General features: G+C 61.7%; 14 protein-coding genes and 1 pseudogene. 2 read left to right on the forward strand and 13 right to left on the reverse strand.

Annotated elements, in window-relative coordinates; all coding sequences use genetic code 11:
* The first annotated feature begins 68 nt into the window (after positions 1-68).
* The gene (locus EN955_RS20895) at positions 69-1337 is read left to right on the forward strand and encodes a site-specific integrase (protein ID WP_024505023.1); all 1269 of its coding nucleotides are present in this window, start codon (positions 69-71) and stop codon (positions 1335-1337) included.
* A gap of 918 nt (positions 1338-2255) precedes the next feature.
* On the opposite strand, the gene arsK is transcribed toward EN955_RS20895, so the two are convergent.
* From arsK to EN955_RS20940, 9 genes are all read right to left on the reverse strand, one after another.
* Complete coding sequence (arsK, locus tag EN955_RS20900; RefSeq protein ID WP_024505024.1) at positions 2256-3503, reverse strand: arsenite efflux MFS transporter ArsK; 1248 nt, start codon at positions 3501-3503, stop codon at positions 2256-2258.
* Positions 3496-4929 carry an NAD(P)-binding domain-containing protein gene (locus tag EN955_RS20905; RefSeq protein ID WP_024505025.1) on the reverse strand — a complete coding sequence of 478 codons (1434 nt, stop codon included), beginning with the start codon at positions 4927-4929 and terminating at the stop codon, positions 3496-3498. The genes arsK and EN955_RS20905 overlap by 8 nt, the downstream gene beginning before the upstream one ends.
* 46 nt (positions 4930-4975) lie before the next feature.
* Entirely contained in the window at positions 4976-5296 is a 321-nt protein-coding gene (locus EN955_RS20910; RefSeq protein ID WP_024505026.1) for a metalloregulator ArsR/SmtB family transcription factor, read from the reverse strand.
* Positions 5297-5372: 76 nt separating this feature from the next.
* On the reverse strand, positions 5373-6239 hold the full coding sequence (locus EN955_RS20915) for a DMT family transporter (protein ID WP_024505027.1): 867 nt from the start codon (positions 6237-6239) through the stop codon (positions 5373-5375).
* Positions 6240-6387: 148 nt separating this feature from the next.
* Complete coding sequence (arsH, locus tag EN955_RS20920; RefSeq protein WP_024505028.1) at positions 6388-7104, reverse strand: arsenical resistance protein ArsH; 717 nt, start codon at positions 7102-7104, stop codon at positions 6388-6390.
* Between the two features lie 10 nt (positions 7105-7114).
* The gene (arsC, locus tag EN955_RS20925) at positions 7115-7537 is read right to left on the reverse strand and encodes an arsenate reductase (glutaredoxin) (RefSeq protein WP_024505029.1); all 423 of its coding nucleotides are present in this window, start codon (positions 7535-7537) and stop codon (positions 7115-7117) included.
* Positions 7534-8223 carry an MIP/aquaporin family protein gene (locus tag EN955_RS20930; protein WP_024505030.1) on the reverse strand — a complete coding sequence of 230 codons (690 nt, stop codon included), beginning with the start codon at positions 8221-8223 and terminating at the stop codon, positions 7534-7536. Before EN955_RS20930 ends, arsC begins: the two co-directional genes overlap by 4 nt.
* Positions 8224-8228: 5 nt before the next feature.
* Entirely contained in the window at positions 8229-8738 is a 510-nt protein-coding gene (locus EN955_RS20935; RefSeq protein ID WP_024505031.1) for an arsenate reductase ArsC, read from the reverse strand.
* 11 nt (positions 8739-8749) lie between these two features.
* On the reverse strand, positions 8750-9082 hold the full coding sequence (locus EN955_RS20940) for a helix-turn-helix transcriptional regulator (protein WP_024505032.1): 333 nt from the start codon (positions 9080-9082) through the stop codon (positions 8750-8752).
* 126 nt (positions 9083-9208) lie between these two features.
* Here EN955_RS20940 and EN955_RS20945 point away from each other — a divergent pair.
* Positions 9209-9415: pseudogene (locus EN955_RS20945) on the forward strand (MerR family DNA-binding protein); the annotation flags it as partial.
* Positions 9416-9699: 284 nt separating this feature from the next.
* Here the strand turns inward: EN955_RS20945 and EN955_RS20950 are convergent.
* The 4 genes from EN955_RS20950 to EN955_RS20965 form a co-directional block, all read right to left on the reverse strand.
* On the reverse strand, positions 9700-9960 hold the full coding sequence (locus EN955_RS20950) for a helix-turn-helix transcriptional regulator (protein WP_081714407.1): 261 nt from the start codon (positions 9958-9960) through the stop codon (positions 9700-9702).
* A 119-nt stretch (positions 9961-10079) separates the two neighbouring features.
* The gene (gene glp, locus EN955_RS20955) at positions 10080-11357 is read right to left on the reverse strand and encodes a gephyrin-like molybdotransferase Glp (protein ID WP_024505034.1); all 1278 of its coding nucleotides are present in this window, start codon (positions 11355-11357) and stop codon (positions 10080-10082) included.
* A gap of 48 nt (positions 11358-11405) precedes the next feature.
* Positions 11406-11756, reverse strand: coding sequence for a cytochrome c family protein (locus tag EN955_RS20960; RefSeq protein ID WP_032899593.1), 351 nt, complete (start codon positions 11754-11756; stop codon positions 11406-11408).
* Between the two features lie 102 nt (positions 11757-11858).
* A partial coding sequence (locus EN955_RS20965) for an arsenate reductase (azurin) large subunit (RefSeq protein WP_127223447.1) occupies positions 11859-13772 on the reverse strand: 1914 nt, incomplete at its 5' end.

A 13772-nucleotide genomic window follows, 5' to 3' on the forward strand; every position in this document is an offset into this window, starting at 1 on the left:
CGGGAGTTAGCAACTTCGGTGCCGACACGGTGCCGACATCCACAGCCGACATTCGAAAGGAGATCACTATGATTGGCACATTTCTTTCCCGATCGTTTATCGACCAGGTGGAACCCGGCGGGAAGCCGGTTGTCCACTATGACGCCCAGTTAAAGGGCTTCGGATTGCGGGGCATGCCGTCCGGCTACAAGTCCTGGATCGTTGAGTACCGCCCCTATGGCGGCGGTCGGCGCGTTGGGTCAAGACGCATGGTCTTGGGATCAGCGGCCACGTTAACCGCCGAGGAAGCGAGGAAGGAAGCCAAACGGATTCTGGCGCTAGTCCGGCTTGGCGGCGATCCGGCGAAAGGACGGGAGAGCGACCGGGAAGCCCCAACCGTCAGGGAGTTTTCCAGGAAGTTCATGGATGACCACGTCAGGGAGAAACGCAAACGCCGTACGGTTGTGATGTACCAGGATCACTTCGACCGTCTGATCAACCCGCTCATCGGATCGCTAAAGATCCATTTGGTTACCAAATCGGACGTCTCATCGATGCACCGGAAAATCGCGAAATCTGGGCAAGGCGGTAGGCGGAGAGAAGGCTCGGCAAACAGAGTTCTGACGACGCTTTCATCGATGTTTGGCTTTGCGATCCGGGAAGATGTTCTACCCGACAATTTCGTCAACCCCGTTACCAGGGTCGAACGGTATCCCGAGAACTACACCGCCCACTATCTCACATTCGAGGAACTTACCAAAGTAGGAGCGGCCCTTAGGATGGGAGAAGCGATCGGCATTCCCTGGCGTATTGGTGAAACCGCTCGGGGGTCCAAACATCTCGCGAAGCCGGAAAACCGCCGCACTATCATCGATCCTCACGCAGCCGCGGCCGTAAGGCTCTTGCTGCTGACGGGGGCGAGAAAGGGAGAGATCCTCAATCTGCGATGGGACGAAGTTGACTTTGAACGGAAGCTTCTCTTGTTGCCGGACAGCAAGACTGGAGAGAAGACCATCCCGCTCAATTCCTTCGCTCTTGCGGTTTTGGCCAACATCCCGCGCATAGGACCTTATGTAATTCCGGGGCGGCGGGATCCGGACAAACCACGGGGCAATATCCAAAAAACCTGGCTATCAATACTCCGGCAGGCGGGCATAGCCCACGCCCGGATCCACGATCTCCGTCATACGCACGCCAGTGTCGGAGTGGCCCAAAGCGTAGGCTTGGCGATAATAGGCAAAATATTGGGGCATACTTCTACCGCAATGACCGCTCGATATTCTCACCTTGAGACCAATCCCGTGCGGCGCGGGTCCGAGAAGATCGGAAGAAGCATAAGTAAAGCTATGGGCCATTAACCAAGCAGCCCGCCGCGACTCCGCGTGGCTGAAGCTTCTTAGGGGAAGACCGATTTTTCCGGATGCACGAGCGTCCGGAAGACTCCCCGCGGAACGAACAATAAACGTCTTTGGGCAATTCCCAGCGCCCCGGAAGAAGCTGCGATCGGGTAGTAGAACTCGATCGGATAGCCCGTTATAGATGTGTCTGTCAGCAACCATGCTGAAGTTGGTAGTCTAGGTGCAAATCCGGCGATCAGGCGGAACGATCGCGCCATCGGCCAGTGCATGACCATGCCGTCATCTGGCCCTCGAAAGGGTCTGCGCCGACGGCGATCTGCCGCTTTCCGCCACTGACTACCTCGCACCTGATCGAGTATTAGAAGAAACCGTGCTTCATCAGCAATCGCATCCAGATCGAAAGGAGCATCCGGAGGGCGGGCCTCTATCTTAGCCGGTCCGGATCGGCACGCGAGCCGACACCAGAATCTGCGCCGCATTATGGCACGAACAACGCCCGGTTTCAAGCCGCTTATAAGTATAGATTGAGTCCTTATCATCTCGCATAAGTATGAATTCGATGCAGCGGAAATTAATCCTTCCGAACGAGGTCAAAATTGTCAGCTTGAGCACCACGCTTACATTGAAGGATCCAATGTTGTCCCAACGTGGAAAGGATAATTATTGACAACTTATTGGACTCTTCTCTTGATTTCCGGTCGCTGATAGGGGTATCTTGGCGTGCAGACAAGATGGGCGTCGTCGCGTTGGGATGAGTGTGGTCAAAAGCCGTCAGCGAATCCGCAAGCCCTCAAACCCGGTGACAGATGCCCAAATATCGATGGCGCCGTGGCCCTAAGGACGCGGAGGTCCGCCCTCGGAGGGCGCATTTCCCAGACGAAGGTTTGTGCGCGGGTACCAAGCGCCAGATTCTATCCACTAGGTCGCACCTCCCGCGTTCCCGCCAATCACAAACGGGACACGGCTGTCGCGCCTTCTCAGCAGCGCGATGGCAAGGAAAGCGATGACCCCGCTCGCGGCAGCGATGACCAGGACCCAGAGGGAATTGGCCACGGATGTCCGCGCCATCAGGAAGGCGAGCGCGAACGGCGCGAATGCCGAGGTGAACTGCCGGGCAGCGCTCGCCCATCCAAGCCGCGCGCCATAGCCTTCGCGGCCGAAGAGCTCGAGCGGCAAGGTGCCGCCGACGATGCTGGTAAGGCCGGAGCCGAGACCGAACAGGAACACGAACAGGAAGGCGCCGGGCAGCCATGGCGTGGTCAGCAGAAGCGTGCACAGCCCGACTGTGAGCAGCGATGCCGCGATGACGGCGAGATGCGTTTGCAGAAGCCGTCCGCCGAACAGCATGTTGATCAGCCGGCTGGCGACCTGCGCCGGGCCAAACAGGGTCGAAACGAAGAGACCCGCCGAGCCAAGCCCTAGTGCTGCCGTGAGCGGCACCATGTGGATGAGGATCGCCGACAGCACGAAGCCCTCGCTGGCGAACCCCGCCAGCATCAAAAGGAACACTGCCCGCTCGCTTCGGGGATCGAGCGCGGCTCCCGCATCATGGGGAGGTCCGCGTTCCTCGGCATGCAACGTGGCCGTCGCGTGGCGGTGCGACAGGCGCATCAGCCAGGCGTGTATCGGAAGGCAGAGCCCGAGATTGGTCGCGGCGAACACCAGATAGACTTCGCGCCAAGTCAGGTGGTCATGCAGCAGGGAAGTGAGCGGCCAGAAAAGGGTCGAGGCGAACCCGGCTATGAGCGTCAGGTGCGTGATGCTCCGTTGCGGCCGCGGCAAGCCGATCTGCACGATCGCCACGAAGGCGGCGCTGTACAGGACAAAACTGGAGGCCAGTTCCATCGCAAGCAGCGCGAGAACGAACGTCACCCGGCCGGGAGCGATCGAACAGAGCCCCAGCGCGAGGGCCGCCGCGACCGAACCGACGGTCATGATGCGCCCGGCACCGAACCGATCGGCCCAGCGTCCTGCCGTTGGCGCGAACAGGCTGCCCGCAAACAGGGAAGCCGATAGGCCTCCGAAGACCCACCCCTCCGAGAGGCCGAATTCCTGCGCCATCGACGGCGCGAGGATCGAAAAGCTGTAGTAGAGCGTGCCGTAACCAATGATCTGGGTCAGCCCGAGCGCCCAGATCGCTTTCGCGAGGACAGGCCGATCAAGCATCGGAGCCAGCCGCCATCCGTTCCCTCGCCTCAGTCCTGGCAGCAGGATTGCCAGTTCCGCAGCCGCATCCCGAGGCACCCTGCGCCTTAGCATCAGCATCTTTCACGCAGCAGGCGTCGACCTCGGCGGGAGCCGGCCCGCCGCAGCAGCCAGCCGTCTCTGCTCCGATGACGACGTCAGCGCTGCAGACCCCGGTCTCGGGCAAGACCAAACGAACCTCGCGGGCCGCTTCGCTATCCCCCGCAATATCGGCGACGACCGAGCGGACCTGCTCGTAGCCGGTCACCATCAGAAACGTAGGCGCGCGCCCGTAGGACTTCGAACCGACGATGGCAAAGCCGGGTTCGGGATGCCTGAGCTCTTCGATGCCATGCGGCGGAACGGTGCCGCAGGAATGGAAATTCGGATCGATCAGCGGAGCCAGCGCTGGCGGCGCTTCGACGGCGGGATCGAGCGCGATGCGGATCTCGCTCAGGAACGACAGGTCCGGACGGAACCCCGTTGTGACGACGATGCGATCGACCGCGAGGTCGAGGGGCTTTCCTGCCAGCATGGCATAGACCGCTAAGCTGTCGCCGTTCATGTCGATGCGGTCCACGGCGAAGGATGTCAGCATGTTCAGCCGCCCGTCTTCCATCGCCTGCTTGGCTGCTAGGCCAAGCGCTCCACGTTCAGGCAGCTGGTCGTTCAGGCCGCCGCCGAGGAGCCTTTCGACGCTGCTATGCCGAAGCGCCCAGAAGATTTCCGTGCCAGGGGCCTCGCCCTGAAGCTCCATGAGCGCCAGCGCGACGTTGATCGCGGAATGGCCGCCGCCGATGACGAGGATGCGCTTACCCGCATAGTCGCGCCTGGCTTTGCCGATCACATCGGGAATGCCGTAGGCGATGCGCCCCGACGCCTTACCTTCGCCAGGAACCGCCAGCCCGTCGACGCCGATGGGATTCGGCCGCCACCACGTTCCGGACGCGTCGATTACGGCGCGGGCGAGAACCCGGTGCTCGCCGGAAGCGTCCTCGTAGCGAACGACGAACGGCGAATGCTTGCGCCCATCGTTCGAGACTTTGTCATGCCCTTGCCGGGTTACGGCAGTGACGGTAGCCCCGAGTTTCAGGCTGGGGGCGATCTCCGGGAGGGATGCGAGAGGAGCAAGATAGTCGCGGACGATCTCTCCGCCCGTTGGCAGTCCGCGCGAGTCCGGAGCCTTCCACCCAGACCGATCGAGCAGTGCCCGCGCCGCCGCGTCGACGTTGTATTCCCAGGGCGAGAAAACCCGGACGTGTCCCCATTCGAGAAGCGCCGCGCCGACGCTTTCGCCGCGTTCGAAGATAACCGGGCGGATGCCGCGCTCGACGAGATGCGCAGCGGCGGCCAAGCCGACTGGGCCAGCGCCGATGACTGCTACGGGGAGGTCTGCCATCATGTCCATTTGTTCCATCCTTCCGGTATCTTCGAATTATCTAGGCAAAAAAAGGTCATGCCACGGTTTCGTTAACCGCCGGCGCGCACTTTGCGTCGGCGCAGCACTCGTCGGCGAGATAGCCGATCAGCGCGTTCATGCCGGGATAGTTGGCGCGGCAGATCAGCGTCGTCGCCTGGCGCTCTTGGGTCACAAGACCTGTGTCGACGAGCCGCTTGAGATGATGCGAAAGCGTCGACGAAGGGATTTCGAGCTTCTCCTGGACACTGCCGACCGGAAGGCCGTCATCCCCAGCACGGACCAGGATGCGGTAGAGCTGAAGCCGCGTCGGGTTGCCGAGCGCTTCGAGCTGAGAGGCAGCTTTTTCGAGTTTCATGGAAATACTATTAGACCCGACAGATCATACCGTCAAGCTAATTTCGAATAATGTGGAAATAAGATGCTTCAGCTGTTTACGCGGCCTGCAGTTCGGACTTCGTTGGCGCACGCACGACAAGGCCGAGCCCGATCAGGATCACCGCCCCTCCAGCCAGTACCGAGGGCGAAGGGCGTTCGTTCAGGAAGAGGAAGGCTATGATCACGCCGATGATCGGCATCAGCAACGCGAACGGTGCGACCTGGTCGATGCGATATCGGCGAAGCAGGCCATACCAGATGCTGTAAGCAGCCACGAAGCCGCCGAGAGCGAGCACGGCCATGGCGGCCCAGTCGAAGAGGCCTGCGTTGAGCAGGGCTTGGCGCTGCCCGGTTTCGAGAACGAACGACATCGCCAGCAGCTGAGGGGCCGCAATGGCGGACATCGCTCCCATGAGCTGGCCGCCCGAATCCTTCGACGCCGCCCGTATTATTCCCTGTGCGATGCCCCAGCAGAACGTGCCCAGAACGATGAGGAGCAGGCCCCTGAATTGGCCGACCGATTGCGGCAAGCCGACAACGAGCGCCACGCCCGCGAGCGAGAGCGCGATACCGCCTAGCCGACGGCCGTTCATGCGCTCTTGGCCGATCGCCCAGGCTGCCAGGACGGCGAAGGGAACCTGGGACTGGACTGTCAGGACCGCCATCGTCGAGGGCACGAGGGCAATGCCGCTGAATATGAGCGCGCTCTGCAGGCTTCCTCCGAGCGTTGCCGCGGCGACCAGCGCCCACAGCGGCGTCTGCCGCCTGCCCGATGGCCGGAACAGCGCGAGTGCCGTGACCGCATAGACGATCGCCATCAGGAACATGGGAGGAAAGGTCAGCATGGCGGGTTTGGCGATCGTGTAGGCGATCGCCCACAGCGCGGGAGGCAAGGTCGCCAACGCGACGTCGCGCGGTCTCATGGCGCGCTCGCCCGGTCGCCGAAACTGCAGGGCGGTTCAGTTGCCATCAGTTGCCCCCAGACAAACGACAGGCGACGGATGCCTGCGGTTGCGCTCATAGTCTGCCTGCCGCGTCCCGTCCGCCATTCTGTCTGCGGCAGGACGCGCCTCAGATCGACCGCTGGTTCACCCGCTTGGCCACTTCTTCGGCGCTCTCGACGCGCTCGGAATAGCGATCCGTCAGGTAGCTGGAACGGTCGCGCAGGAGCAGCGTGAACTTCATCAGCTCCTCCATCACATCGACGATCCGGTTGTAGTACGATGACGGCTTCATGCGGCCTGCCTCGTCGAACTCGGCGAAGGCCTTTGCAACCGACGACTGGTTCGGGATTGTGAACATCCGCATCCAGCGACCGAGGATGCGGAGCTGGTTGACGGCGTTGAAGCTCTGCGAGCCGCCTGAAACCTGCATGACGGCGAGCGTCCTGCCCTGCGTCGGGCGTACGCCGCCCATCGACAGCGGCAGCCAGTCGATCTGCGCCTTCATCACTCCCGTCATGGAGCCGTGCCGTTCCGGAGAGCACCAGACCTGGGCCTCGGACCAGATGGACAGGTCCCGCAGTTCCTGGACTTTGGGGTGATCGGCGGACGTCGAATCCGGCAGCGGCAGGCCCGAAGGATTGAAGATGCGCACCTCGGCGCCCAGCCGGCGAAGGATCCGCGCCGCCTCCTCGGTGACGAGCCGGGAATAGGAGCGTTCCCGCAGCGAGCCATAGAGCATCAGCACGCGGGGCCTGTGGATCGAACGCGGCGCGTCGAGCAGCGCTTGCAGGTCGATCGGCCGGAACTGGTCTTCGTCCACGTTCGGCAACGAGCCTTCGGCCACCTGATCCCGGTCAGGCAATGCGCTTGCCCCTGGTGTCGACGACGACCTCGCCATCCTCTTTGACGAACGGCCCGATATTGGGGTTGGACAGGATGTCGAGAACCGCCTCCGAAGGCCGCGCGAGAACGACGCCGAGACGCGTCACCACGATCGGCCGATTGATCAGGATCGGATGCGCCAGCATAAAATCGAGGATCTCGTCGTCGGTCCACTTGGGATTGCCCAGATCGAGTTCAGCGTATGGCGTGCCCTTCTCGCGCAGTAGATCGCGGGGTTTCTTTCCCATCGCGGCAATCAGTTCGATGAGCTTTTCGCGTGATGGCGGGTTCTTCAGGTATTCGATCACTTGCGGCTCTTCGCCGGACTGGCGGATCATGGCCAGCGTGTTGCGCGAGGTGCCGCAGTCAGGGTTGTGGTAGATCGTAACAGTCATTCGGCAGCCTTCATCTGTCTGATTGGTTTCGTCTCAGCGAGCAGCCAGCCCGCGAGCGCCATCGCGAGCAAGGCCCCTAGCAATTCGGCGGCAATGAAGCCCGGAAGGTCGACCGGACGGATGCCGGAAAACGTGTCGGAAAAAGCGCGAGCGACCGCGACGGCCGGGTTGGCGAAGGAGGTCGAGGCGGTGAACCAATAGGCGGCCGTTATGTAGAGCCCGACCAGCCAGGGGATCGCGTCGGAGCGGAAACGCAGCCCTGCCAGGATGGTGAAGACAAGGCCGAAGGCGGCGACCGCCTCCGCAAGCCACTGCCCGGTTCCGGTCCGCACCGTCGCGGAGGCCTGGAGGATCGGCAGCTCGAACATGGCGTGGGCCAAAAAGGTCCCGGCGATGCCGCCCGCGATTTGTGCGATGACATAGGCAAGCGCCGCGTTCGCCTCTATCTCCCGGCGGAGCGCGAACACCAGCGTGACTGCGGGGTTGAAATGCGCCCCCGAGATCGGTCCCAGTATGGTGATCAGCACCACGAGGATCGCCCCGGTCGGCAGTGTGTTGCCCAGCAGCGAAACGGCGACGTCGTGCGTCAGCTTGGCGGCCATGATGCCGGAGCCGACCACGGTCGCGACCAGCAGCGCGGTTCCCAAGGCTTCCGCGACGACGCGGCGTGGCAGGTCGTTCGCCATGAGGTTCAGCCCGCCTTCGGCAGGTTGCGGCCGATCTCGTCCAGGCGCTTCTGCAGCGCGAGCTTGTCGACCATGTTCATGGGCAGGCTGACGAAGATCGAGATGCGGTTGTTGAGCATGCGGTAGGCCTCGGCGAAAGCCAGGTGCTTTTCGGCGTCGGTACCCTCCACGTCTGCCGGATCTGGCACGCCCCAGTGCGCCGTCATCGGCTGTCCCGGCCAGACCGGGCAGGATTCGTTGGCTGCATTGTCGCAGACGGTGAAAACGAAATCCATTTTCGGCGCGCCGGGGACCGCGAACTCCTCCCAGTCCTTCGAACGGGCGAAGGAGGTGTCGTAGTTGAGGGTTTTCAGAAGCTGGAGCGTGTAGGGGTGGACCTCCCCTTTGGGGTGCGAGCCCGCCGAATAGGCTTTGAACTTGCCAGCGCCGACGCGGTTCAGGATCGCCTCCGCGAGGATGGATCGCGCCGAATTCCCCGTGCAGAGAAACAAGACATTGTAGATTTGATCGCTCATGGGCTCCTTCCTCAGCATTTGCAGGTTACCGCCTGGATCACGGGCTGACAGAGCTCCGGCGCGCCGTTGCAGCAGTCTTCCATGAGATAGGCGAGCAGGTCGCGGAAGCCCGTCATGTCTGCGAGATATCGGACTGTTCGGCCGTCACGCTCAGCGCGGACCAGACCAGCATGGTCGAGGACCTTCAGGTGCGCCGACATGGTGTTCTGCACCGTATCCAGTCGCGAAGCGATTTCGCCGGCGGGCACGCCATCTGCGCCTGCCTTGACGAGCAGGCGGAAGACCTCGAGCCGGGTGTCTTGGCCGAGTGCCGCCAATGCGAGAAGAGCCGACTTTTTATCCATGTATCCATAAATCCGGAATTAAGGGTACGTAACGCCAACATATGACAGCAACATGACGATAGGCAAGCCCGACGATCACGTTTTGCCGCGTCGGGATCGGTTGACGGTATCAGGATGCCTAGAGGCGACAAGGACCGCGAGAGCGCGGACGTAAAGGCAATCGCGGAAGCCAAGCTGCTGGAGATCGACAGGAAGATCGCCGAACTGGTCGGACTGCGCGGACTGCTTCATCACCTCGTCGAGCATTGCCAGGGAGATGACAGGCCGGACTGTCCAATCATCGACGAACTGGCAGGACCAGGCAATGGCGCAGTGAGGGCGACGGGGGGCTGATCGAGCTTCTTTATTGTCTTGACGGAAATCTGCGGCGAACTAATTCACCTCGCTCACCTCGCAACCGCGGCGCGCACCCGGGTCTCGCGGAATAACCGCTATGATGGGTGGTTCAAGCATGTGGATGATGGGCGGCATGGCCGTCATCTCGATCCTGGCGTTCATTGCCTTTTTGCTGGCGATTGCGCCGCTCGTCAAATACCTTCGAAGCTGAGGCCGAAATAGCTTGCATCAAGGGACGGGCACGCCTGCGGCCACGGACCCTGTGTTTCGGGGCACCTCCCTCACGCCCCGAGCAGTTTCACCCCAACGCCCTGCGCACCTTCGTCGATTAAGACCACTCCGGCCGATTCCAGCGCCCCCTGAATAGCGATCAGGTTGTTCAGATTGGGCGTTCGCTTCCCCTTTTCGAAATCTGCGATCGTGTTTCGATGAACATTTGCGGCCTTGGCGAGCTCAGCCTGATCCAAATCCAAGAGGGCACGCCCCGCCCGGCATTGCATGGGCTTCAACAAAGACGCCGGACATTGTGAAAAATGCTTCATATTCTCCTCAGAATCACATGTCATTGGAGATGTCGTATCTAGTGCAAAAACTAGAGGACTCGGGCCGCGTCTGCAAGGACTTGCAAGGCGACGCGCAGCATGGTGGTCGCGAAACAGAACTAGGTCCAAAACGGCTCGTAGCGCAGCAGCGTGCCGTTTGTGATCTCGGCCGCGTCAGGCGGCAAGAGCGCAATCCCATCGGCCAACGCGATCGCCATCAAATTGGCCGAGGACCCACGTTCAAGCATCTCCAGCACGGGTTCACCCGTTTCGGTGCGGCTGGATATGCGGACGGGCACGAACTCGGTTCGGCCTTGCCGCTTTTTGCAGCTGAAGCCAGCCACCGCCGAGAACCATTGCGGCTGGGTCTCCGCGAGGCCAGCCAGCTTTCGCAAGGCAGGCAGGACAATCTGCCGGAACGCTATCAGGGCGGCGTTGGGATTGCCTGGCAACCCGGCAAAGACCGTGTTCCTGATCCTTCCGACCTTCAGCGGCTTGCCCGGCCGCATCGCCACCTTGAGGACGTCGAGGTCGGCGCCATGAGCCTGAACGGCCGCGACCATATGGTCTTCCTCGCCTGCCGAAACCCCGCCTGTGGTGACCAGGGCGTCACAGGACGCGACCGCGCGGGCAACAACGTCCGCGAGGAGACCCAGGCTGTCAGGGACCATGCCGAAGTCGACTATTTCCGCCCAAGGACAGGCCGCCAGCAACGAGCGGAGCATGATCCGGTTGGAATTGTAAATCTGGCCGTGCTCGAGCGGTTCACCCGGTTCTTTCAATTCGGTTCCGGTTGAGAGCAGTCCTATCCGTACCTTTCGAAGCACCTGGACATCGACGATCCCCACCGCCGCCAGCAAGGTTAGGTCTCTCGCGGATAGGCCCTTGCCCCGCTTTACCAGTTCCGTGTCGGCGCCGACGTCCTCGCCAGCGAGACGGATGTGACGGCCACGACGGGGCCGCTCGTACATCGTGACAGTATCGCCAGCTCGCTCACAGTGCTCTTGCGTGACCACGGCGTCGAAGCTCGACGGAACGGGTGCTCCCGTGAATATTCTGAGTGCAGTTTGTGGGTCGAGGTTCTCAAGGGCGCGTACGTCGCCGGCGACCACCCGTTCAGCCACGCGAAAGGTCCAAGGCCCTTCCCCATCGAAATCCGCCGTTCGAACGGCAAACCCGTCCATGGCCGAATTGTCGAACGGAGGCAGCGAAATAGGCGAGCAGACATCGGCCGCGCAAACCCGTCCCAATGCTGCGGCAAGCGAGACTGTTTCCCTGTATCGAACAGGTTTGGCGAGCGCGACGGCTTTGGCCACCGCCGTATCGAACGGGATAGCTTCGCCACCCTGCCCGGCGGAGCAGTCGGCCTTCAAGACAGGCTTCGCGGCGTGAAACACGATCGCTCCTCCCCTGCGTTGTTCTCGAAACGCAACGGCCTAGGTTTTCTAACCTGACACACTCTTGAGATAGGCGAGGACGTTCTTGACGTCGTCGGGGTTCTTGAGGCCAGGAAACCCCATTTTGTTCGTCGGCACTTTCGCCTTGGGATTGGCCAGATATTCCGTCAGGTTCGGCTCGTCCCACACCAGGCCCGCTGCACCCGCGTCCTTCATGGCTTTCGAATACGAATAGCCCGGGACGGTCCCCGCTGTCCGGCCCACGACGCCTTTCAAGGTTGGCCCGACCTTGTTCGCGTCAGTATCGGCGTTGTGGCAGGCGGCACACTTTTTGAACACCGTCTTGCCAGCCTCGACATCCTGGGCCTGGGCGATCGGCGGCAGTAACGCCAAAACCATTGTGGCGCTGACGAGCAGATATTTCACGCGAGAACTCTCCGTTGACGATTGAAGACACGGCTAGCTGCCGCGAGCCGGTTAGCCCGCGGCAGAATACGTGGCTCAGCCCGCCTGATATTCCGTGGACTTGAAGGAAAGGTGCTTCACGCTTTCCGGAGCATCCGAGATCTTGCGGATGTTCGCCCACGTCTGCTTGTAGTTGGGCAGGATCAGTTCGTTCGTGCCCGCATTGATGACATTGCCCACCACACCCGTCGGGAAACCGAACAGCATGAAGGTTTCGCCCTTCCTCGCGGTCGGAGTGGGATAGACCATCGCCTGCGTCGAGCCACTCTCGTTGTAGACTTCGACGAGATCGCCGTTTTTCAGTCCCAACTCGCCCATGTCATCGGGGCTCATCTGGATGAACGGATAGGGGAACCGATCCATGACGAACTCGCTGTTCTGGTCGAGGAACGCGTTCTGCCAGACGATGTTCGCGCGGCCGTTGTTGATGAGGAACTTGTTGTTCTTCTTCTGCTCCTCCTTGCCAGGCGCCTGCAGGCCACGCCATGCGGCTTCCATGAAAGTCGCCTTGCCATCCTTCGTGCCGAACTTGCCGTCGGTGTAGAGCCGTTTCGTGCCGACGATCTTGCCGCCCTCGAACCCTGTCGACGGTTCCTGGAAGCCGTTGTTGCCCATGGCGCGGAGCCGCTCGTAGGTGACGTTCTCGCCGCCTTTGGCGTTCTGATGATACCCGTCCATGAACGCGTCTTCTTCGGTCTTCCAGTCAAATCCCTTGAACTGGTCGGCGTACTTGGCGTCGCCCATCTCGCGAAAAACGCGCTCAAGATTTTGAGCGATGCCTGCGGCGATGAGGCAGTCCGGCTTGGCGTTGCCAGGCGGATCCATGTAGCGCTCGACCAGCCGCATCCTGCGCTCGCCGTTCATGGAGGTCAGGTTCATCTCGCCGGATTCCGCCGCTGGCAGCCAGACGTGGCTCGCCGCGCCAATCTTCGACGGGATGATGTCGACGTCGACAGAGAACAGGCCTCCGGCCTTGATCGCGTCGGTGATCGCCTTAACCATCGCGTCACGGTCGCCGTAGGGCACGGCGTTCATCGCGTCCTTTACGATGTCGGTGCGCTTTTTGTAGACCATGTTGAACTGGTGGGCGTTCAGCGTGGTCTTATAGTGGTCGCAGGCCCAAATGTGGTGAACGCCGCCCTTGCCTTCGATCAGCAGCTTGTCGACATAGGCGGCCGGCTTGCCGACATGCGCGTCCGAGGGACGGACGTAGCCTTCCTGGTGGCCGCCCATGCGCACGCAGCCGCCGCCTTCGCGGCCGACATTGCCTGTTGCCAGCGCCACGTTAACGAGGGCCGCATTGGTGCGGTAGTTGTCGTTGCCCCAGATCAGGCCCTTTTCGTAGGCGATCATCGTGCGGCGGCGCTTGCCTTCCTTTGGCTCGGCTATCCAGGCGGCCGACTGCTTGATCTGGTCAACGGTCAGCCCGGTGATCTTCGCCGCGTCCTCGAGCGAGGTCTTGTTGGCGGCGACCGCCTTGTCGAAACCCGTGGTCGACGCGTCGATGAAGGCCTTGTCGACCCAGCCCTTGGCGGCGATCTCCGTCAGCCACGCGTTGAACAGCACCATGTCCGTGCCGGAGTTGATGGCAAGGTGCATGACGTTGTCCTTGCCAGCTTCGGCCTCGGCGGCGTTGACCGAAACCGTGCGGCGCGGGTCGACGAAGATGATGCGGCCGTTGGCGTGAGGCTCGTCAGGAAGCTGCGCCTTCTTCTTGTCCATCGAAGTCCCGCGCAGGTTCGGAATCCAGTGGTTGAGGAAATAGTTGGTCTGGGTTTCGAGCGGGTTGTTTCCGACCGAAACGATGGTGTCGGCCAGTTCTGCATCCTCGTAGCAGTTGTTGAGCTCGCCAACGCCCATGTCGCGGGTGGCGTGGACTTCCGAGTTGTAGGCGGGGCGGTTGTGGATGCGGATGTTCTTCACCTTCATGGCACCGAAGTAGAGCTTTCC

It is taken from the genome of Mesorhizobium sp. M7A.F.Ca.CA.001.04.2.1 (assembly GCF_003998485.1).
Classification (GTDB): domain Bacteria; phylum Pseudomonadota; class Alphaproteobacteria; order Rhizobiales; family Rhizobiaceae; genus Mesorhizobium; species Mesorhizobium ciceri.